This window comes from Chlorobium sp. (assembly GCF_049593655.1).
Classification (GTDB): domain Bacteria; phylum Bacteroidota; class Chlorobiia; order Chlorobiales; family Chlorobiaceae; genus Chlorobium.
Map to the genome: position 1 here is coordinate 1 of NZ_JBAWHG010000050.1, position 19,554 is coordinate 19,554.

General features: G+C 57.8%; 19 protein-coding genes. 11 read left to right on the forward strand and 8 right to left on the reverse strand.

Annotation, left to right across the window (positions count from 1 at the left end):
- The 3 genes from WBP50_RS09015 to WBP50_RS09025 all read left to right on the forward strand — a co-directional run.
- The coding region (locus WBP50_RS09015; protein WP_423933629.1) for a UpxY family transcription antiterminator at positions 1-447 on the forward strand (447 nt) is incomplete at its 5' end.
- A gap of 180 nt (positions 448-627) precedes the next feature.
- A complete protein-coding gene (gene pfkA, locus WBP50_RS09020; RefSeq protein WP_423933631.1) occupies positions 628-1,647 on the forward strand; it encodes a 6-phosphofructokinase in 1,020 nt (339 codons plus the stop codon).
- Positions 1,648-1,684: 37 nt separating this feature from the next.
- Positions 1,685-2,269, forward strand: a complete 585-nt coding sequence (locus tag WBP50_RS09025; protein WP_423933634.1) for an HD domain-containing protein — start codon at positions 1,685-1,687, stop codon at positions 2,267-2,269.
- Positions 2,270-2,282: 13 nt separating this feature from the next.
- Here the strand turns inward: WBP50_RS09025 and WBP50_RS09030 are convergent, their stop codons facing one another.
- Both WBP50_RS09030 and uvrA read right to left on the reverse strand, forming a co-directional pair.
- Complete coding sequence (locus WBP50_RS09030) at positions 2,283-3,002, reverse strand: DUF1003 domain-containing protein (RefSeq protein ID WP_423933636.1); 720 nt, start codon at positions 3,000-3,002, stop codon at positions 2,283-2,285.
- Positions 2,983-5,838 (reverse strand): excinuclease ABC subunit UvrA, encoded by a 2,856-nt coding sequence (gene uvrA / locus WBP50_RS09035; protein WP_423933638.1) that lies wholly within the window; start codon positions 5,836-5,838, stop codon positions 2,983-2,985. The genes WBP50_RS09030 and uvrA overlap by 20 nt, the downstream gene beginning before the upstream one ends.
- Before the next feature lie 247 nt (positions 5,839-6,085).
- On the opposite strand from uvrA, the gene WBP50_RS09040 reads away from it, so the two are divergent.
- Complete coding sequence (locus WBP50_RS09040; RefSeq protein ID WP_423933641.1) at positions 6,086-6,250, forward strand: hypothetical protein; 165 nt, start codon at positions 6,086-6,088, stop codon at positions 6,248-6,250.
- Positions 6,251-6,343: 93 nt separating this feature from the next.
- Here WBP50_RS09040 and ppdK read toward each other — a convergent pair whose 3' ends face one another.
- The gene (ppdK, locus tag WBP50_RS09045) at positions 6,344-9,091 is read right to left on the reverse strand and encodes a pyruvate, phosphate dikinase (RefSeq protein ID WP_423933642.1); all 2,748 of its coding nucleotides are present in this window, start codon (positions 9,089-9,091) and stop codon (positions 6,344-6,346) included.
- 159 nt (positions 9,092-9,250) lie between these two features.
- Between ppdK and WBP50_RS09050 the strand changes: the two genes are divergently transcribed.
- Positions 9,251-10,135, forward strand: a complete 885-nt coding sequence (locus WBP50_RS09050) for an ABC transporter permease (protein WP_423933643.1) — start codon at positions 9,251-9,253, stop codon at positions 10,133-10,135.
- Here the strand turns inward: WBP50_RS09050 and elbB are convergent.
- The gene (elbB, locus tag WBP50_RS09055; protein ID WP_423933645.1) at positions 10,124-10,783 is read right to left on the reverse strand and encodes an isoprenoid biosynthesis glyoxalase ElbB; all 660 of its coding nucleotides are present in this window, start codon (positions 10,781-10,783) and stop codon (positions 10,124-10,126) included. The genes WBP50_RS09050 and elbB overlap by 12 nt on opposite strands.
- An 81-nt stretch (positions 10,784-10,864) precedes the next feature.
- Between elbB and WBP50_RS09060 the strand changes: the two genes are divergently transcribed.
- Entirely contained in the window at positions 10,865-11,533 is a 669-nt protein-coding gene (locus tag WBP50_RS09060; protein WP_423933647.1) for a fibrobacter succinogenes major paralogous domain-containing protein, read from the forward strand.
- A 191-nt stretch (positions 11,534-11,724) separates the two neighbouring features.
- Here WBP50_RS09060 and WBP50_RS09065 read toward each other — a convergent pair whose 3' ends face one another.
- The gene (locus tag WBP50_RS09065; RefSeq protein ID WP_423933649.1) at positions 11,725-12,234 is read right to left on the reverse strand and encodes a methyltransferase family protein; all 510 of its coding nucleotides are present in this window, start codon (positions 12,232-12,234) and stop codon (positions 11,725-11,727) included.
- Positions 12,235-12,332: 98 nt separating this feature from the next.
- Here WBP50_RS09065 and WBP50_RS09070 point away from each other — a divergent pair, with 98 nt between their 5' ends.
- The gene (locus WBP50_RS09070) at positions 12,333-12,875 is read left to right on the forward strand and encodes a hydrolase (protein WP_423933652.1); all 543 of its coding nucleotides are present in this window, start codon (positions 12,333-12,335) and stop codon (positions 12,873-12,875) included.
- Between the two features lie 12 nt (positions 12,876-12,887).
- Here WBP50_RS09070 and lpxK read toward each other — a convergent pair whose 3' ends face one another.
- Positions 12,888-13,940 (reverse strand): tetraacyldisaccharide 4'-kinase, encoded by a 1,053-nt coding sequence (lpxK, locus tag WBP50_RS09075; protein ID WP_423933655.1) that lies wholly within the window; start codon positions 13,938-13,940, stop codon positions 12,888-12,890.
- Positions 13,933-14,550, reverse strand: coding sequence for a DUF374 domain-containing protein (locus tag WBP50_RS09080; protein WP_423933657.1), 618 nt, complete (start codon positions 14,548-14,550; stop codon positions 13,933-13,935). The genes lpxK and WBP50_RS09080 overlap by 8 nt, the downstream gene beginning before the upstream one ends.
- Before the next feature lie 194 nt (positions 14,551-14,744).
- Here WBP50_RS09080 and purD point away from each other — a divergent pair, with 194 nt between their 5' ends.
- The 4 genes from purD (at position 14,745) to trpC (ending at position 18,852) form a co-directional block, all read left to right on the forward strand.
- Positions 14,745-16,028, forward strand: a complete 1,284-nt coding sequence (purD, locus tag WBP50_RS09085; RefSeq protein WP_423933659.1) for a phosphoribosylamine--glycine ligase — start codon at positions 14,745-14,747, stop codon at positions 16,026-16,028.
- Positions 16,029-16,060: 32 nt separating this feature from the next.
- Entirely contained in the window at positions 16,061-16,492 is a 432-nt protein-coding gene (locus tag WBP50_RS09090) for a Mov34/MPN/PAD-1 family protein (RefSeq protein ID WP_423933660.1), read from the forward strand.
- A 97-nt stretch (positions 16,493-16,589) separates the two neighbouring features.
- Entirely contained in the window at positions 16,590-18,068 is a 1,479-nt protein-coding gene (carB, locus tag WBP50_RS09095) for a carbamoyl-phosphate synthase large subunit (RefSeq protein ID WP_423933662.1), read from the forward strand.
- A gap of 7 nt (positions 18,069-18,075) precedes the next feature.
- Positions 18,076-18,852, forward strand: coding sequence for an indole-3-glycerol phosphate synthase TrpC (gene trpC / locus WBP50_RS09100; RefSeq protein ID WP_423933665.1), 777 nt, complete (start codon positions 18,076-18,078; stop codon positions 18,850-18,852).
- 28 nt (positions 18,853-18,880) lie between these two features.
- Here trpC and rpe read toward each other — a convergent pair whose 3' ends face one another.
- Positions 18,881-19,546: a ribulose-phosphate 3-epimerase gene (rpe, locus tag WBP50_RS09105; protein WP_423933667.1), complete on the reverse strand. Its 666-nt coding sequence runs from the start codon at positions 19,544-19,546 to the stop codon at positions 18,881-18,883.
- Positions 19,547-19,554: the final 8 nt, after the last annotated feature.

Genomic DNA, 19,554 nt, shown 5'->3' on the forward strand with positions numbered 1-19,554 from the left:
CGGCTGTTTCAGGACATCGGGGTGACCAGCTTTCTGCCCCTTCTTGAAACGCTCAGGCAGTGGAAAGACCGGAAGAAGAAAGTGCAGGAACCGCTGTTCAGAGGGTATGTTTTTGTCCGTATCGATATCGGCAGGGAGCATATGAAAGTGCTCGACACCGAGGGTGTGGTGAAATTCGTGGGTATCGGCAGGACCCCGTCTGTTATTCGCCAGAAGGATATCGAGTGGCTCCGGACGTTGGTGAGGGAGCCCGATTACATAAGCGGCAGGGTGGCCTCCATGCCTTCGGGCCGGAAGGTGAGGGTTCTGGCCGGTCCGTTCAGGGACCTCGAGGGCACGGTGGTAAAGCAGGGGAGGGAAGACCGTATGGTAGTGTTTTTCGATTCCATCATGCAGGGGGTAGAAATCAGTATTTTTCCCGAACTGCTTGTGCCTGTTGATTCCTGATTGAAGCGATTATGGATTTTGAATTCCGGATTGGATAGTTTGCCTACTGCCTACTGCCTACTGCCTACTGCCTACTGCCTACTGAATACCGGTTTGCTGGTGGACAATATTTTTGTAACATGATCCTGCCGACAGAGAGAGAGGGGCAGGGGTCCATATCAGCAACGATTCCCGATTCAAATGACAGAGAAAAACAGCGCAGGGCGCGATTCAGATAAGAGGCAGAAATTGAGGAAGATAGGGGTGTTTACCTCCGGAGGCGACGCGCCGGGCATGAATGCCGCAATCAGGGCTGTAACCCGCGCGGCTATTGCAAACAAACTGAAGGTGGTGGGTATCCGCCGCGGCTATCAGGGGATGATAGAGGGTGATTTCGTACCGCTTCGTTCGGCCGATGTGAGCGGCATCATCCAGTTGGGGGGGACGATTCTCAGGACCGCGCGCAGCAATGAGTTCAGAACCGCCGCCGGGCGCGAAAAAGCCTGGCTGCAGCTGCAGAAGGCCGGCATCGACGCCGCGGTGGTGATAGGGGGTGACGGCTCCTTTACCGGCGCGCTGACAATGTCACAGGAGTACAACATTTCTTTCGTGGGCATTCCGGGTACCATCGACAACGATATGTACGGCACGGATTATACCATCGGCTATGAAACGGCCCTGAACTCCGTGGTGTGCGCGGTCGATAAAATCAGGGATACGGCGGTGTCGCACGGCAGGATTTTCATTGTGGAGGTGATGGGCCGCGAAGCGGGTCTGCTTGCCCTGAACGGCGGCCTGGCCTGTGGTGCCGAGGTGATTCTCATTCCCGAATCGAAGGAGCAGCATGAGGAGCTGAAGCGGTTTCTCGACAAGGGGTATAAAGCAAAGGAGCGGAGCGGGATTGTTATGGTTGCCGAGGGTGATGAACCCGGAGGTGCTCTGAAACTCGCCGAAAAGGTTCGCCGGGAGCATCCCGATCTGGATGTGCGCGTTTCGATTCTGGGCCATATCCAGCGCGGGGGGAGCCCGACGGCAAACGACCGGGTGAATGCTACGCGTATGGGTGTTGCGGCTGTCGATGCGCTGCTCGACGACCAGAAAAGCATCATGATCGGGCTCGACAACGGCAAAATCGTACAGGTGCCGTTCAACAAGGCCGTGAAGCTGAACCACAGTATCGACTGCGAGTTGCTCGATATCCAGAAGATGCTCAATATTTAAGGTGCCTCAGGCTCCTCAACCCCGTAACGGATCGTTCATGAGAAAAAAACGTGTCAGGCCCGCCAAGATCGCACCGGCATCCATTCTTGAATCCAGCCTGCTCGACGGGCTGATGGCGTCGTGGAGGGAGGTGCTCGGCGAGGATTACGAGGCTTACCGCAACCACTGTTTCCGGGTGTTCAACTTCTGCTTCGCGCTTGCCGGGAGCAGGCCGGAACTGGAGGAAAAGATTGCCGTCGCCACGGTTTTTCACGATCTCGGCATCTGGGCCGCGCGTACCTTCGATTATCTGGCACCCTCCGAAAAGCTTGCCCTGGATTATCTTGAACGTTTCGGGAAAACGGAGTGGAGGGAGGAGATTGCCGCCATGATCGCCGAACATCACAAGCTCACCCCGCTCAAGTCGAACCAGCAGAACACCTCATGGCTGGCCGAACCGTTCAGGAAAGCTGACTGGATCGATATGTCGGGAGGTCTGCTCAGGTTCCGGCTGTCGGACGATTTCGTGGTGGAGGTTCTTGAAACCTATCCTAATGCCGGATTTCATAAAAAGCTGCTTGCGTTTGCCCTCGATCGTCTGAAGTCGCACCCCTTCAGCCCCCTGCCGATGATGAAACTGTAGCCGGACCTTCCGGCTATTTTCGTTCCCGGATGTCATTGATAAGCTCCATCTGGATCTCCTGGATTTCGACCAGCCGCTCCCACTGACGGGAGAGGAGATGGTCCACTTTCTGGTGGAGCTGGCGGATTTCGAGTTCGGCCTTGAGGTTTACCTGATAGTCGTGGATCGCCCTGGCGCGGTCGCGGGCTTCCTGCCGGTTCTGGCTCATCATGATGAGCGGCGCCTGGATGGCGGCCAGCGATGAGAGCACGAGGTTGAGCAGGATGAAGGGGTAGGGGTCGAACGGCCGCGCGACGAGCAGCCATGAGTTCAGGCCCATCCAGAGGAAGAGGAAGAGTCCGAAGATGATGATGAAGGACCAGCTTCCGCCGAAGGTCGCGATTCTGTCGGCCAGCCGCTGGCCGAAGGTGAGTTCGGCATCGAAATCGATATCGGGATTTTTCGAGAGCACCTCCTGCTCTTGCATCGCCTTGAGCACGTCGTGGTCGAGCTGCGACAGCTCGCCCTTTTCGGCCTCGAGCAGCTTCTGGATGTAGCGGTGCTGGTACATCTGCAGGTCGTCGAGGCATATCCACCCGTTTTCGTCCCACGATCCGGTTTCGTGTCGGATCAGTTCGGAGATTGCCGGTCTTACGGTGAAGGCCCGGCGAAGCTTCGGGTGGTGCATGGTTCCGCAGATCTGGCACGATGCGGGGTGTGTCGGGCGGGCGGGTTCAGTGGCTGCTGTTTTCATGGCTTTCCATCTCGATTTTCAGGAAGCGGCCGGTATGGGAGTGCTCCATTCCGGCGATCTCTGCGGGGGTTCCTTCGGCAACGAGCAGGCCTCCACCGCTGCCGCCTTCGGGGCCGAGGTCGATGACCCAGTCGCTGTTTTTGATGATGTCGAGGTTGTGCTCGATAATGATGACGGTGTTGCCCTTGTCAACCAGTTTGCGCAGTACTTCGAGCAGGTGCTGGATGTCCTGGAAGTGGAGGCCGGTGGTCGGTTCATCGAGAATGTAGAGGGTCCTGCCGGTCTGGATTTTGGCGAGTTCGGCAGACAGCTTGATGCGCTGCGCCTCGCCTCCCGAGAGCAGCGGGGAGGACTGGCCGAGCTTGAGATAGCCGAGCCCGACACTTTCCATGGTGGAGAGGATGCGGCGGATGCGCGGGAAGTCCTCGAAAAATCCGGAGGCTTCCTCGATAGGCATTTCAAGCACGTCGGCTATGGATTTTCCCTTGTATTTCACCTGCAGTGTCTCGCGGTTGTAACGCTGGCCCTTGCAGTTTTCGCACGGCACGTAAACATCAGGCAGGAAATTCATTTCGATTTTCATGGTGCCCGCCCCCTGGCACGCTTCGCAGCGGCCTCCCTTGACGTTGAAGCTGAAGCGCCCCGCCTTGTAGCCTCTGATCTGCGCTTCGGGCAGCCGGGTGAAGAAGTCGCGGATGAAGGTGAATGCTCCGGTGTAGGTTGCGGGGTTGGAGCGCGGTGTGCGGCCGATCGGCGTCTGGTCGACGTTGACCACCTTGTCGATCAGGTCGATGCCTTCCACTCCCGAGCAGGGCTGGCTGATGAGCTTCGAACGGTAGAAGTGCCGGGCAAGCACCGGGTAGAGGGTTTCGTTGACGAGCGTCGATTTACCTGATCCGCTCACGCCGGTAATGCTGATCAGGGAGCCGAGCGGAAAGCGGATGTCAATGTTCCTGAGGTTGTTGCCATGGCAACCCCTGATGGTGAGGTACTGCTGTTCCCCTGTTTTCTCTTTCACTTCCGGTTCGAAGAAGACGGTTTTCCTGCCGGTGAGGTATGCTGCCGTCAGCGAGTCTTCGCCAAGCTGAGAGGCGGTGCCTTTGGCCACGATTTCTCCTCCGTATTCGCCTGCGCCGGGCCCGAGGTCGATGATTTCGTCAGCCATGAGCATGGTGTCCTTGTCGTGCTCGACGACGAGCACGGTGTTGCCGATGTCGCGGAGCTGCTGCAGCGAGGCGATGAGTTTGTGGTTGTCGCGCTGGTGCAGCCCGATGCTCGGCTCGTCGAGCACGTAGAGTACGCCGCTGAGGCGCGAGCCGAGCTGTGAGGCAAGGCGGATGCGCTGTGCTTCGCCGCCCGAGAGCGTGCGTGCGTTGCGGGCGAGTGTCAGATAGCTGAGCCCGACGTCGAGCAGGAATTCGAGCCGCTTGGTGATTTCGTGCAGCACCGGTGTGGCTATGAGCTGTTCGCGGTCCGTGAGTGCTGCCGGAAGGTTCCTGAAAAATTCGAGCGCTTCGGGAAGCGGGAGCAATTCGGCTTCGGCGATGTTGAGGCCGTTGACCTTCACCGCCAGGCTCTCCTGGCGAAGCCGGGCTCCCTTGCAGACCGGGCAGGGCTGGTGCAGCATGAAGCTTTCAGCCCATTCGCGCATTCTCGACGAGCTGCTGTTCTGGCGCAGCTCCTCGACGTAGGGCAGGGCTCCCTGGAAGATCTGGGGGTAGCTGTGCTCTTTTCCTGCATATGCGTAGGTGACATCGAAGGTTCGGCTGCCGGAGCCGAGAAGCAGGGTGTCGATCGCCTCACGGGGGATGTCGCCGACCGGCGTGTCGAGCGTGAAGCCGTACTCCTTTGCGATGGCCTTGATGATCTGCCAGAGGTTGCGCTTGCCTGGTTTTCCGAACGGTTCGATGGCCCCCTGGTTGAGCGAGAGCGAATGGTCGGGAATCATGAGATCGCCGGAGAGCTGCATGAGCTCGCCAAGGCCGTTGCACTCCGGGCAGGCCCCGTAGGGAGAGTTGAAGCTGAACTGGTTCGGGGCGAGGGTATCGAGCGGCACGGATCCGTCGGAGTATGCGTAGTGGGTGCTGAAGAACATCTCCTTCAGGTCGTCGCCCAGTGGCGCGCAGATTACCGAAGAGCGGTGTTCCGACATGCCGATGGCCAGTTCCACGGCCTGTTTCAGCCTGTCGGCGCTTTCGCGGCTGACAGCGAGCCGGTCGACCACCAGTTCGATGTTGTGGTTCCGGTAGCGCTCGATCTGCATGTTTTTTTCCATCTCCTGCTCGCGGCCATCGATTCGTACGCGAAGAAACCCTTTGAGCAGCAGCCGCTCGAAGAGCTCACGGTAGTGCCCCTTGCGTCCGGTGACGAGCGGCGAGAGTATCTGTACTTTTGTGCCTTCGGCAAGTCCCAGAATGGCCTCGACGATGCTTTCGGGCGACTGCTTCTGCAGCATCCGACCCGTTACGGGATCGTAGCGGCGGCCGGCTTTCGCATAGAGCAGGCGGATGAAGTCGTGAATTTCCGTAATGGTGCCCACCGTCGAACGGGGCGAGCGGCTCGTGCTTTTCTGGTCGATGGCAATGACCGGAGAGAGTCCTTCTATGAAATCGACGTCCGGCCGTTCGATGTTGCCGATATACTGTCGTGCATAGGGAGAGAGCGTTTCCATGAATCGCCGCTGGCCTTCAGCAAAAATGGTGTCGAACGCAAGGCTCGATTTTCCCGATCCGGATATGCCGGTAATGACGACAAACCGGTTACGGGGGATGTCGAGTGATATATTTTTCAGGTTGTGGACTCTGGCCCCTCTGATGCGGATATGGCTGAATTGCATGGTGTAAGGCGCTTCTAACGAAAAAAAAATGAGTGTATTGCATTATAGCGATTTGGCGGCTAATTACCTGTTCGGGAAGTCCAGGTTTTGCCGATCGCTGCCTCTAACTGTCGAATGGCGGAGAAGGTTTCTGGATCGATGAGGATTTTGGAAAAACCGGTACGATATCTATATTCCCGGCAGCCGGAGTTAACCGGCGTTAACAATGCAATTTCGATGAATAGATAACCTGAAAACAGGAATAACCATGGACTTCATATATCAGAAACAGGCAGAAAAAGGCAAACAGTGCCAGGAGTGCCAGAGCTTTGTCGTCAAGCCGGAAAATGCTGTCGAAGGGCTTTGCAACGGCAAGGACGTGCTTGCCGAGGGCGGATGCATGTTCTTCAAGAAGAAGGAAGATCAGCAGTAGGGAAACAGGGGAAACCCCGGTTTTCGGATAATAACAGAGAAGGCGGCCCCGATAGGCCGCCTTCTCTGTTTTATGCATACGCAGCATGCGCCCTTACTGCAGGGCGGCTCTTGCCGCAGCCAGTCTTGCGATCGGCACGCGGTAGGGGCTGCAGGAAACGTAGTTCAGGCCGGTCTTGTGGCAGAACTCCACGGTTTCCGGATCGCCTCCGTGTTCGCCGCAGATGCCGAGCTTGAGATCGGGTTTGACCGAGCGTCCTTCCTTAGCCGACAGGCTCATGAGACGTCCGACACCGTCGATGTCGAGGGACTCGAACGGGTTGCGCGGGAAGATATCCTGCTGCTGATAGGCAGGCAGGAACTGGCCGGAGTCGTCGCGGCTCATGCCGAGACCCATCTGGGTAAGGTCATTGGTGCCGTAGCTGAAGAAGTCCGCTGCCGTGGCGATCTCCGCGGAGGTTACCGCAGCGCGGGGCACTTCGATCATGGTGCCGACCAGGTATTTGACGCCGGTTCCCTGTTCGGCGATCACGCTTCTTGCGGTCTTGTGGATGATCTCGGAGGTGATTTCAAGCTCCTTGACCGTCGAGACGAGAGGAACCATGATTTCAGGCACCACTTCGAGACCCTCTTTTTTCAAACGGCATGCTGCTTCGATGATGGCTCTGACCTGCATGATGGTGATTTCCGGGTGGAGGATGCCGAGACGGCAGCCGCGGAGCCCGAGCATTGGATTGAACTCATGCAGATCCGAAATGCGCTCCTTGATGGCTTCGACGCTCTTGCCGATTTTCCCGGCGAGCTCGCCTATTTCAATGTCGGTGTGAGGCAGGAATTCGTGGAGCGGCGGATCGAGGAGCCTGATGGTGACCGGCCGTGAGCCCATGGTCTTGAAAAGGCCATAGAAGTCTTCGCGCTGGTAGGGAAGCAGTTTTTCGAGCGCAATTTTGCGGCCGTCTACGTTGTCGGCCAGAATCATCTCACGCATTGCGTCGATCCGTTCGCCGCCGAAGAACATGTGTTCGGTACGGCAGAGACCGATGCCTTCGGCTCCGAAGGTGATTGCGGTTTCGGCCTGGTCGGGCTGGTCGGCGTTGGTGCGGATGTTGAGCTTGCGGTAACGGTCGGCCCACTCCATGAGCTGGTTGTAGATGGCCCAGGTGGGAGCCTCTTCGGGTTTGAGGGTTTTGTCGATCAGCACCTCGATGATTTCCGAGTTTTTGGTGGAGACCTTTCCGGCAATCACCTCTCCGGTGCTGCCGTCGATGGAGAGATAGTCGCCCTCACGCAGTACGATATCGCTGCCGCTCACGCGCATTTCTCCCTTCTGGTAGTCGATGCAGAGTGCACCGCAGCCGGCTACGCACACTTTACCCATCTGGCGGGCGACCAGTGCTGCATGCGAGGTCATGCCGCCGCGTTCGGTAAGAATACCTTCGGATACCGACATGCCCTTGATGTCTTCCGGCGAGGTTTCGATGCGGACGAGAATGACCTCTTCTCCCTTGTCGAAGGCCTCTTCGGCATCGGCTGCGTTGAAATATATTTTGCCTGTAGCTGCGCCTGGGCCTGCGTTAAGTCCTGTGGCAAGAAGACGTCCCTCTTCGATGGCCCGTTTCTTTTCCTTCAGGTCGAAGACCGGACGGAGAAGCTGGTTGAGCTGTTCGGGCTCGATGCGCAGAATCGCTTCCTTTTCGCTGATAAGACCCTCGTTAAACATATCGACAGCTATCCTGATGGCGGCAATGCCCGTGCGTTTGCCGACCCGGCACTGCAGCATGAAAAGCTTGTTGCTCTCGATGGTGAACTCTATGTCCATCATGTCGCGGTAGTGCTTTTCAAGAATCAGGCGGATTTCGTCGAGCTGATTGTAGATTCCGGGATTTTCTGCCTTGAGCTGTTCGATTTTCAGCGGAGTTCTGGTTCCGGCAACCACATCCTCACCCTGGGCGTTCATGAGGAACTCGCCGTAGAAAAGGTTCTCGCCGGTTGCAGCGTCGCGGGTGAAGGCTACGCCGGTGCCGCAGTCGAGTCCCATGTTGCCGAATACCATCGCCTGCACGTTGCAGGCGGTGCCCCAGTAGCCGGGGATGTGGTTCAGCTTGCGGTAGACGATGGCGCGCTCGTTGTTCCAGCTGTTGAAAACAGCGCCGATGGCGCCCTTGAGCTGTTCGTATGGGTCTTCGGGGAAGGTTTTTCCGGTTTTTTCAAGGATCGCCGCCTTGTATTTCGTGACGATATCTTTCAGGTCGTCAACGGTGAATTCCGTGTCGAGCTGGATGCCGAGCTCATGCTTTTTTGCTTCGAGAATGGCTTCGAACGGGTCGATCTGTTTTTTGTCGGCAGGTTTCAGGTCAAGCACCACGTCGCCGTACATCTGTACGAAGCGGCGGTAGCAGTCCCATGCGAAACGGGGGTTGCCCGATTTGCGGGCCAGACCCTCTACAGTTTTGGAGTTGAGTCCGAGGTTCAGAATGGTGTCCATCATGCCTGGCATCGAGGCTCTGGAACCTGAGCGTACCGAGACGAGCAGCGGGTTTTCCGGATCGCCGAATTTTTTGCCGAGAAACTCTTCGATCTTGTGGAGCGAGGAGGGAATATCCTGTTCGAAAAGATTTGCCGGATAGGTTTTCTGATGATCGTAATACCATGTGCAGACTTCGGTTGAAATGGTGAAGCCGGGAGGAACCGGCAGGCCGATGTTCGCCATTTCAGCCAGGTTGGCACCTTTGCCGCCAAGCAGGTTTTTCATGGATGCGTCACCTTCGGCAGATCCGCCTGCAAAACTGTAGATGTACTGTTTTGCGCTACTTGTTACATTGGTCATCTCTGGTTCATGCATGGATTTCTGGTTGTGAAATTGTTTTATTAAAGAGAAATTAAAATACAATGTATGAGCATATGCAGACGCGACAGGAGCTGTCCGTAAAAAACAATTATGGATTGTCAATATAAAAAAAATGGCATATAAATTTCTCATATGCCGGAAGGTATCCTACAAATGGGTATAGAATTTCTGGTGCTGTTCCAGCAGATCCTGCGCATTGCCGTTCCCTATGTGCTGACTTCTGTTGGAGCGTCGTTTTCGGAACGGGGCGGGGTGGTGAATCTTGCGCTTGAAGGGATGATGCTTGCCGGAGCGTTCGGGGCCGCCATCGGAGAGTACTATACCGGCTCGGCTGCAGCGGGCATCGCTCTTGCACTTGTTTCGGGTCTTTCCGTTGCATTTCTGCATGCGTTCGTGACCGTCAGCATGAAGGCCGACCAGATTGTTTCCGGCATTGCCATCAATATTCTGGTAATGGGCGCGACCCGTTTCGGTCTGAGCGTGTTCTTCGGCAGTGCCATGAATTCGGCGAGAATCAAGGGGATCGAAGTGTCGTCGGTTTTTGTGGACCCGCTCTTTCTGGCGGCGCTTTTTTCCGTCGTCACCGGGCAGTTCCTGCTTTTCAGGACACCATACGGCCTTCGGCTGCGAGCTGCAGGCGAGAGCGCCGAAACCGCCGATTCCGCCGGTATCAGGGTGAGTGCCATGCGCTACAGCGGTGTACTGGTTTCAGGAGCGCTTGCAGCGCTTGCCGGCGCCTTTCTCGTTTTTCAGCAGCACTCCTTTACCGAAGGGATGTCGGCAGGACGGGGCTATATCGCACTGGCCGCCATGATCATCGGCAAATGGAACCCGGCAGGTGCAGCCCTGGCAAGCCTGATGTTCGCTTCCGCAGAAGCTGCCGAGATGTGGCTGCAGAGCGGATTTCTTCCGACGCAGCTGGTGCAGTCGCTGCCCTATGTGATTACGCTTCTTGTGCTTGCCGGTTTTGTCGGCAAGGCTGTCGCTCCTCGTGATCTTGGCGTGCCTTACGACAAGGGGCGTCGCCTATTGAAGTAGCCCGACTATTTCCGCGATCAGCTTGTCGATGCCCCGGGCCACTTCGCCGATCGACGGACCGAGCATCCAGGCCGGAGTGCTGATTACGGCGCCTTCCGAACTGACAACGGTGTTCCATACCGGGCAGTCGATGTGGCGCGCACCCATTGCCTCGAGCGTTCGGGCGGTATCGGGGTCGTTGCCTATGGTGAGCTCGCCAGCTCTGCCACCCAGCACCCTGGCGGCTATGGCAGGCGCGATGCAGATAAAGCCAAGCGGCTTGCCTGCCTCGAAGCAGGTCCGCACGGAGGCCTCGATGTCGGCGTTGACTTCGCAGTCGGCTCCCCTGAATGCAAAGTCGCTGAGGTTCTTTGCTGCCCCGTACCCTCCGGGAAGCACAAGCGCGTCGAGCTCGTCGATGCGCGCCCGCCTGAGGTCGGTAACGGCTCCTCGGGCGATGCGGGCCGACTCGACAAGCACGTTGCGGGTTTCGCCGACCGCGACTTCGCCGGTAAGATGGTTGACTACATGGTGCTGCATGATGTCGGGGGCCAGGCAGATCGCCTCGGCTCCTGCCCGCTCGATGGCCAGCAGGGTCAGCACGGCTTCCTGTATTTCGGCTCCGTCGAGGAAGCCGCAGCCGGAGAGGATGACGCCGATTTTTTTCATGGGATTTGCTATGTTGTTGTGGAGAGGATGCGCATCCTTAAAGGTAAAGTCCGGCGGCAGAAAAACCAATCGGCCTGACGTATGTCGCAAACAGTCGAGTCTCCGTCTGCCAGGTATCAAAAACGGGCAGCTTTCTGGTTGTTCTTTCTTATTGCCATTTTTGCCACCCTGTCGGTCACGGCATGCCGGGCGCATGGGGAGAGCGAAGAGGTGAGGATCGGACGGCAGGTGTGGATGGGGCGGAACCTCGATACAGGCCGCTACCGCAATGGTGATCATGTGCGGCATGCCGTGAGTGATGCGGAGTGGCACGATGCCGCCTCGAAACAGGAGGGGGCCTGGTGCTGGTATGAGGATGACCCGGGCAAAGGCAGGCTCTACAACTGGTATGCACTCGGCGATCCGAGAGGGCTTGCTCCGGAGGGGTGGCATATTCCTTCTGATAGCGAGTGGAACGAACTTGTCGATTTCCTTGGAGGTCAAACTGCCGCGGGCCGCGCATTGAAGAGCACGGTTGGCTGGGGTGCTTCGGCGGGCGCCGTACGCAGCTGCGGATTCAATGCCCAGCCTGCGGGGAGCCGGAACTGCCTGGGGGGATTTTTCTCGCTTGGTCGTGATGCGTTTTTCTGGTCGGCGACCCCTTCCGGCGATTTCGAGGCGTGGAACCGGGAGATCACCAGCCGGAACGGTGTGCAGCGGGTCAGCATCAATAAAAGCCTGGGGTTTTCCGTTCGCTGCCTGAAGGATTGAGCGGGGTACTTCTGTTTATTTGTTCCGAAGTATGATTGCCATGGTGGTTCCGATCAATCGAAATCCTCATCCCGAAAGCTTTCGGGATGCCGGGTTCTGCGCTCCGTGCGTGTTTCGATACTCGCGCTCTTGCAGGGAGCTTGACTCAGGCTTCTTAAAAGACAATGAATAGAGGTGCCCGTAGAGGTTGGTCAGTAGATCCAGGGGATGAACTTTTTCACCTTTCGGGCGTAATCGCGGTATTCCGGGTGTTTTTCGGTAAGCCACCGCTCCTCTTTCGACGCCTTGAAGCTGAAAAACAGGAACCCCAGGGCGAGCAGCAGCAGATGAGAAAGGCTTGTCCTGAAAACAGCCCACCCCAGTGCCGCCAGAAGCTGGCTGCCGTAGAGCGGGTGACGGACCAGAGCGTAAACCCCGGTGGTTACCAGCCGGTTGTGGTCGACCGGGTAGGGGAGCGGGGTAAGGGACTCCCTGATACGGTGCGATCCCAGTCCTCCCATGAGGAGCGCCGCGCTCCAGCAGACGACCAGCACGGCAAGGCGGAGAAGCGGGGCGCCGGTCGGGAAAGCCGCTTCCGCGGGATCAGGCCAGACCGGGGTGGCGATGAATATCGCCATGAGCAGGAACTGCAGTACGACGAGGTACTCGCCGCGTTTTCCGGGAGGCAGTGTGCCCTTTATCGGGTTTTCGGTATTTTTCAAGTGTTTTTGATGTTCTGTCCGGTTTTTATTTCTTTGCCTGATGTTGCTTTCCTCCGGCGTCAATGTATTCCGTCAACGTTATTATCCTGAAATGCACCATGATCGTTCCCAGTGAAACCCTTCTGCTTCTTATCGATATCCAGGGAAAGCTCGCCCAGAGCGTCCATCAGCCTGAACTGGTGGAGAACAATATAAAGAAACTTGTCAGGGCATGTGCTGTTCTCGATGTTCCCGTACTCTACACCGAACAGTACCCCAAAGGGCTCGGCGAAACCGTGGCTCCCGTGAAGGAGCTGCTTGGTGACCTCGAGCCGATCGAGAAGATAACCTTCAGCTGCTGCGCAACCGAGCCCTTCATGAAGCGGCTCCGCCTCTTCAACCGCAACGACATTCTCGTTGCCGGCATGGAGACGCATGTGTGCGTCTACCAGACCTCGGTGGAGCTGATCGAGTTCGGCTACAATGTACATCTGGTTACCGACGCAGTCTCTTCGAGAGCAGAGTCGAACCGCAATATCGGTATCCACTGCATCGAGAAGGCCGGCGGCAGCCTCACCAGTACGGAGATGGCGATTTTCGAACTGCAGCGTGTGGCCTCCGGAGACAGGTTCAGGGAACTGTCGAAGATCATCAAGGAGTAAGGCGCTGCCCTCTCACGGGTGGATAGCGGCTTTAAGCATGGTTTCGAGCGTTTCCTTTCCTTCGATGAACTCTGTCCGGATTTTCAGGTAGTAGCAGGGGCGTACCGAGAGCATCGCCATGATTTCATGTTCACCGAGCAGCCGGTAGTAGTCTTTTTCGGTAGTGACCAGCGAGAGCGAGCGCTGTTCGGCTTCGAGAAGCATCGGGATCAGCTTCTCCTTCGAGTATGGTTCATGGTCCCTGAAAAAGCGGTGGGAGTCGACTTCGATGCCCCTCTCCCGCAGGCTGAGGAGGAATCCTCCGGGAGCGCCTATTCCTGCAAACGCGAGAGCTCGCATGCCGGAGGTGTTTTCCGCAGCTGCGGCAGTGCCGAATGCCACCAGTTCATCTGCGGCGGTTCTCGCCTCCACAACCGGAATGCCGGTTTTTTTCAGGTCGAGGGCTATGGCGTCGGCGGTTTTCCGGTCGTTTATCTTGCTGAGCACCAGGAGTCCGGCTCTCCGGATGTTTGCGAGCGGTTCGCGCAGCCGCCCTTCGGGCAGCATTCGGGCATCGAAATAGGCTTCAGCCGCATTGATGACCACAATGTCGAGATCCCTTGCGATCTGGCGGTGCTGGAAGGCGTCGTCGAGAATGATGACGGAGGGCAGTTGCCCCTTGAACCTCTTCAGGATGAACTCGACACCCTCTTTCCGTTTTTCGGCAACGACGGTTATGGTGCCGGGATTTTTTGCGGCCAGCATCAGGGGTTCGTCGCCGGCCTCAAGGCTTCCACAGAGTATGCGACGCGTGTCGGCGACCAGCAGCACCCCTTTCGAGGAGCGTCCGTATCCTCGGGACAGGAGCGCCGGCGTTTCGCCGATGGAGCGGTAGTAGCCGATGATCCAGTCGGCGAGCGGAGTTTTTCCGGTGCCTCCGGCCGTGATGTTGCCGATGGATACGACCGGCAGCGGGGCATGCCACGTTTTGAGCACTCCTCGCTCGAACGCGCTGTTTCTCAACCCTGTCACCACCCGGTAGAGCAGGGCCGCGGTTTTGTGCAGGAAATTCGGGCCTTCACTCATGGCTGAAGAGGTCGGAGAGTTGTCGGCAATAGCTTCGCAGTTCCTCCTCGCAGGTGAATCGGGGGACCTCGATGTGGTGCAGGGTTACCGTGACCCGGCTGAATGGCCTGGGTATTTCGAAACGGTCCCAGCTTTTCAGCCGCCATGCCGCCTCGTAACGTATGACGGCGAAGATGAGCGGGGAGCTGGTCTCCGAGGCGAGGCGCAGGGAGCCGTATTTGAAGCTGTGGTGCGGTCCTCTCGGTCCGTCGGGGGTCATGGCGACCACACCGCCCCGTTCGAGGGTTCCTGCTATGGCGTCTCGTACCTGTGCGCTCTCTTTCGAACTCGACCCCCTGATGAGAGAAAAGCCGAGGTCGGCAAGTGTGCCGGAGAGCAGGGCGCCGTCTTCGGAGAGGCTCACCACCGCGTTTACGGGGCGGTCTGCGAAGAGTCTCCGGGCGAGCAGCCACCCGGTAATCATCTTGCCGTGCCAGAACATGAAGAGCGCGGCTTCAGAGGGCATGGAGAGCGATTCCGGCCGAGAGGAGATGGTTATTTTCAGACTCCTGAAGAGCAGCGGGAGCAGGAGTGGAAGCAGCCTGCGGTATACGGGGTTTCTGGCGCTCATCGGCGTCGGTCTTCGTATTTTTCTGTTTCGGGCATTCTTCTCTGTTTCCCCAGGGAAAATTATTTAGTTGTTTTTTTTGTACATCCTGTTTTATATACAATCCTTGCCTGCCGGAAAACCGATGGTAATTTAATAATCCGGGATCGATAAACCCTATGGTCACTTCTGGCCACTGCACTTATACTACAACAGCAATGAATGTCCTCATTATCGGAAGCGGAGCACGCGAACACGCCTTTGCCCTGGCAATAGCCGCAAGTGGGCGGGTGGAACGGGTTTTTGTCGCTCCGGGAAACGGAGGCACCGCCCTCATGGGCGGCAAGGTGTGCAATGTGCCGCTGAAGGCCGTGCAGCTCCAGGAACTGCTCGCCTTCGCCCGTGAAAGCGGGATCGGCCTGACGGTGGTCGGCCCTGAACAGCCTCTGGAGCTGGGGCTGGTCGATCTTTTCCGGAAAGCTGACATGAAGGTGGTCGGCCCTGTTCAGGCTGCGGCAAGGCTGGAGTCGAGCAAGGTTTTTTCGAAGGAGTTCATGCACCGGTATGGCATTCCTACAGCCGGATACCGGGTTTTCTGCAGCAAGGAGAGTGCTGAGGCCCATATCGGGTCGCTTGGCGGGGAGCGCTTTCCTCAGGTGATCAAGGCGAGCGGCCTGTGCGCCGGCAAGGGCGTGATAGTGGCTGCCGACCGGAACGAGGCGCTTTTGGCTCTCGGGGAGATTTTCGACGATCGCATTTTTGGCAGTGCGGCGGACGAGGTGGTCATAGAGGAGTTCCTTCGCGGCCAGGAGGCGAGTGTGTTCGCCCTCTGCGACGGGCGCGGTTACCGGCTTTTTCTTTCCGCCCAGGACCACAAGCGGATCGGGGAGGGGGATACCGGCAAGAATACCGGGGGAATGGGCGCCTATGCCCCTGCGCCGGTTGTGACTCCCGAAGTGATGCGCAAGGTCGAGGAGCGCATTATACGCCCGACATTACAGGGAATGGCCGAAGAGGGATATCCCTATACGGGTTTTCTTTACGTAGGTCTCATGATCGACGGCGGCGAACCTTCGGTGGTCGAGTTCAACGCCCGCCTCGGCGACCCTGAAACGCAGGTGGTGCTGCCGCTGCTGAAGAGCGACCTTTTCGACGCCCTTCTGGCGAGCGTCGATGGCGGTCTCGACGCGGTGCCTTTCGAAATGCACCCCGGATCGGCGGCTACGGTGGTTTTGGCTTCGGGCGGGTACCCTGACGCCTTTGAAACCGGCAGGACCATCACCATCGACCCGGCGGAGGAGAGCCCGGACGAGGTGATGATTTTTCACGCGGGCACGGCTCTCCGGGACGGACGCCTGGTGACCTCAGGCGGTAGGGTACTGTCGGTGACTGCGCTCGGCTCCACTCTACAGGAGTGCCTCCAAAAGGCTTACCGGGCAGTTGACCGGATCCATTTCGAGGGTGCATACTGCCGCAGGGATATCGGAGCCAAGGCGCTGTAACTCTTTTATCTTTTCATTCAACCGCTTGCCGTATGAAGCTACCCCGGCGTAAATTCGAGATTATACAGGAACACGGTTTCAGGGAGCAGCCCTACGAGTGCTGCGGTCTGCTCGCAGGAAAAAAATATGTCGATCACCGGGGCAATATCGATAATGTGGTTCATGAAATCGCCCCCTGCCGGAACTGCCTCTATTACGGGCGCGAGCACGGTTTCGAGATTTCATCCACCGAGTATTACGATGTCGAGCGGGAGGCGCGCGCTCTCGGTTACGAGATCGTGGGCTCCTACCACTCGCATATCAACTCTCCGGCGGTGCCCTCGCAGAACGACGTCGATTTCGCCCGGCCCGGCCATACCATGCTGATCATTTCACTTATCAACGGTCTGCCGAAAGAGGTGACGGCATGGCTGAGAAGGGATTCCGGAGGATTTCACCAGGAGCCTATCAGGATTATCGAGTAGCGGTTCGCAGCCCGGTCAAAGTGAACGGAAACTCTCCTGAATATTTTGTACATTACGTTCGAAAAAAGCTTACCAAGTCATAAACCCTGGGAAAACAGTGCCAAAAAGGGAAGATATACAGTCAATTTTAGTGATCGGGGCGGGCCCTATCGTGATTGGTCAGGCCTGCGAATTCGACTATTCGGGAACCCAGGCGTGCCGCGCCCTCAAGGAGGACGGATACCGGGTCATTCTGGTCAACAGCAATCCTGCGACCATCATGACCGATATCGAGATGGCCGACGCGACCTACATCGAGCCGATAACCCCGGATTACGTACGCAAGATAATCGAGAAGGAGAAACCCGACGCGCTTCTGCCCACCATGGGCGGCCAGACGGCTCTCAATACAGCCGTCAGCCTTGCCGAATCGGGCATTCTCGAACGCAACGGCGTTGAATTGATCGGTGCGAAGCTCCGGGCTATCCGGAAGGCCGAGAACCGCGAATTCTTCAGCGATGCGATGAAGAAAATAGGGCTTGAAATGGCCAAGGGATTTTTCGTGCGCAATGAAAAAGAGGCGAAGGAAGCGCTCGAGGAGATCGGTCTGCCGATCGTCATCAGACCTTCGTTCACACTCGGCGGCACCGGTGGCGGTTTTGCCGAAACCAAGTCGGACTACTACGAGGCCGTGCGCAGGGGACTTGCCGAAAGCCCCATCAGCGAGGTGCTTGTCGAAGAGTGCCTGGTGGGATGGAAGGAGTTCGAACTTGAGGTTATCCGCGATCTTGCCGACAACGTGATCATCGTCTGTTCGATCGAGAACGTCGATCCGATGGGCGTGCATACCGGCGACAGCATCACCGTGGCTCCGGCCCAGACGCTGACCGACCGCCAGTATCAGGTGCTTCGGGATGCATCCATCCGCATTATCCGGGAAATCGGCGTGGAGACCGGCGGCAGCAATATCCAGTTTGCCATCAACCCCGAGAACGGCCGCATTGTTGTGATCGAAATGAATCCGCGCGTTTCGCGCAGTTCGGCGCTCGCCTCCAAGGCCACGGGTTTTCCCATCGCCAAGGTCGCCGCGAAGCTTGCGGTGGGTTATACGCTCGACGAAATTCTCAACGATATCACCAAATCGACGCCGGCCAGCTTCGAACCGGTTATCGACTACTGCGTGGTGAAGATTCCCCGCTGGGATTTCGAGAAGTTCAAGAATGTCGATGCGCGTCTTGGCGTGCAGATGAAGTCGGTCGGCGAGGTCATGGCTTTCGGGCGCAACTTCCGCGAGGCTCTGCAGAAGTCGCTGCGCGGTCTTGAAATCGGTCGTGCCGGGCTTGGTTCCGACGGCAAGGATATCATGAACGTGGTCGATATGACCCAGCAGCAGAAGATGTTCGCCAAGGGGGACATTCTCGAGAAGATCAAGGTGCCGAAAGCGGACCGGATGTTCTATCTGCGCTACGCATTCCAGGCGGGAGCGACGGTCGAGGAGGTGCACCAGGCGACAAAAATCGATCCGTGGTTCCTCGATAACATCCGCCAGATCGTGGAACTCGAGACGGAACTCAGGGAGCTTGCCGCAGCGGAGTAGAGCCCCTATGACCTATCTACAGAGGATACTCGACGAAAAACGCGGCGAAGTTGCGGAACTGAAACAACAGAAACCCCTGCAGCGCTACCTGGAGCTGCAGGGTACCCTCCAGCCGTGCCGGGATTTCACGGGCAACCTGAAACGTTCGGACGACGGCATCCGGCTTATCGCCGAAATCAAGAAAGCATCGCCTTCGCGCGGCATTATCGTCCACGATTTCGATCCGGTCGCGATTGCCCGCCGTTATTTCGAACTGGGAGCGTCAGCTTTTTCCGTGCTGACCGACCGGCTCTTTTTTCAGGGATCGAACGACTACCTCCGGGCGGTGAAGAAGGAGTTCTCCCTTCCTGTCCTGCGCAAGGATTTCATTATCGACGAGCATCAGATTTACGAGTCGCGCCTGATCGGCGCCGATGCGATTCTTCTGATCGTGGCCGCGCTCGATGCCCTGCAGCTCACCGACTACCTGCAGCTTGCAGCCGAAACCGGCCTTGCGGCTCTTGTGGAGGTTCACGACCGGAGGGAGCTCGACACGGCTGCGGTTGCCGGAGCCCGCATTATCGGGGTGAACAACCGGAACCTGAAGGATTTCAGCGTCAGCCTCGATACGTCGGTCGAACTCCGGCGGCACTTCCCCGAAGGGGTGACGGCCGTAGCGGAAAGCGGCCTGAAGAGCGCCGCCGACATAGCCCTCATCCGCGAGGCGTCATTCGATGCCGTGCTGATAGGAGAAGGGCTGCATGTGAGCACCGAGCTGCACTCGGTTGCCTGGAAGAAGCCCTGAAAAACGCCGCTGAAAACTTACAGCACCCTTAGCGGTGCAGCCCCCTGAGCTTCGAGGCCGTCGCCTCCGGATTCTCCGCCCTGAAGAAGGCCGTTCCGGCAATCAGCGCGTCGGCGCCGGCTTCCACCACCTCTCCCGCATTTTCTTCTGTTATGCCTCCGTCCACGGCGATAACCATGTCCGGGTTCATCTCGTTGCGCATGCCGTGCAGCTTCGCGATTTTTTCAACCGACGAAGGGATGAACTTCTGGCCGCCGAAGCCGGGGTTGACCGACATCAGAAGGACCAGGTCGAGATCGGGGAGAATGGATTCCAGGGTTGAAAGCGGTGTTGCCGGGTTGATGGAAACGCCGGCTTTTGCACCGAGGCTCCTGATGTACTGCACGGTTCGGTGCAGGTGCGGACAGGCCTCCTGATGAACGGTGATCTGGTGCGATCCGGCCTTGATGAAGTCCGCGATGAAGCGGTCTGGGTCGGTGATCATCAGATGGGTGTCGATGATCGTCGGGGTGCAGGCTGCCACGGCCTGGATGATGAATGGCCCGAAGGTGATGTTCGGCACGAAAACCCCATCCATGACGTCGCAGTGCATCCAGTCGGCACCGGCTTTTTCGGCAAGGGCGATCGAGGAGCGAAGATCGGTGAAATCCGCGGACAGGATGGATGGGGCAAGAAGGGTGGATGTTCCGGACATGGCGGTTT

Bases quoted from the DNA above. Each gene is read 5' to 3' on its own strand.
- trpC (WP_423933665.1), top strand. From the start codon at position 18,076: ATGACCTATCTACAGAGGATACTCGACGAAAAACGCGGCGAAGTTGCG.
- rpe (WP_423933667.1), bottom strand. From the start codon at position 19,546: ATGTCCGGAACATCCACCCTTCTTGCCCCATCCATCCTGTCCGCGGAT.
- elbB (WP_423933645.1), bottom strand. From the start codon at position 10,783: ATGAAAAAAATCGGCGTCATCCTCTCCGGCTGCGGCTTCCTCGACGGA.
- pfkA (WP_423933631.1), top strand. From the start codon at position 628: ATGACAGAGAAAAACAGCGCAGGGCGCGATTCAGATAAGAGGCAGAAA.
- lpxK (WP_423933655.1), bottom strand. From the start codon at position 13,940: ATGAGTGAAGGCCCGAATTTCCTGCACAAAACCGCGGCCCTGCTCTAC.
- uvrA (WP_423933638.1), bottom strand. From the start codon at position 5,838: ATGCAATTCAGCCATATCCGCATCAGAGGGGCCAGAGTCCACAACCTG.
- WBP50_RS09090 (WP_423933660.1), top strand. From the start codon at position 16,061: ATGAAGCTACCCCGGCGTAAATTCGAGATTATACAGGAACACGGTTTC.
- WBP50_RS09060 (WP_423933647.1), top strand. From the start codon at position 10,865: ATGTCGCAAACAGTCGAGTCTCCGTCTGCCAGGTATCAAAAACGGGCA.
- WBP50_RS09080 (WP_423933657.1), bottom strand. From the start codon at position 14,550: ATGAGCGCCAGAAACCCCGTATACCGCAGGCTGCTTCCACTCCTGCTC.
- WBP50_RS09025 (WP_423933634.1), top strand. From the start codon at position 1,685: ATGAGAAAAAAACGTGTCAGGCCCGCCAAGATCGCACCGGCATCCATT.
- WBP50_RS09040 (WP_423933641.1), top strand. From the start codon at position 6,086: ATGGACTTCATATATCAGAAACAGGCAGAAAAAGGCAAACAGTGCCAG.
- purD (WP_423933659.1), top strand. From the start codon at position 14,745: ATGAATGTCCTCATTATCGGAAGCGGAGCACGCGAACACGCCTTTGCC.
- ppdK (WP_423933642.1), bottom strand. From the start codon at position 9,091: ATGCATGAACCAGAGATGACCAATGTAACAAGTAGCGCAAAACAGTAC.
- WBP50_RS09050 (WP_423933643.1), top strand. From the start codon at position 9,251: ATGGGTATAGAATTTCTGGTGCTGTTCCAGCAGATCCTGCGCATTGCC.
- WBP50_RS09030 (WP_423933636.1), bottom strand. From the start codon at position 3,002: ATGAAAACAGCAGCCACTGAACCCGCCCGCCCGACACACCCCGCATCG.
- WBP50_RS09070 (WP_423933652.1), top strand. From the start codon at position 12,333: ATGATCGTTCCCAGTGAAACCCTTCTGCTTCTTATCGATATCCAGGGA.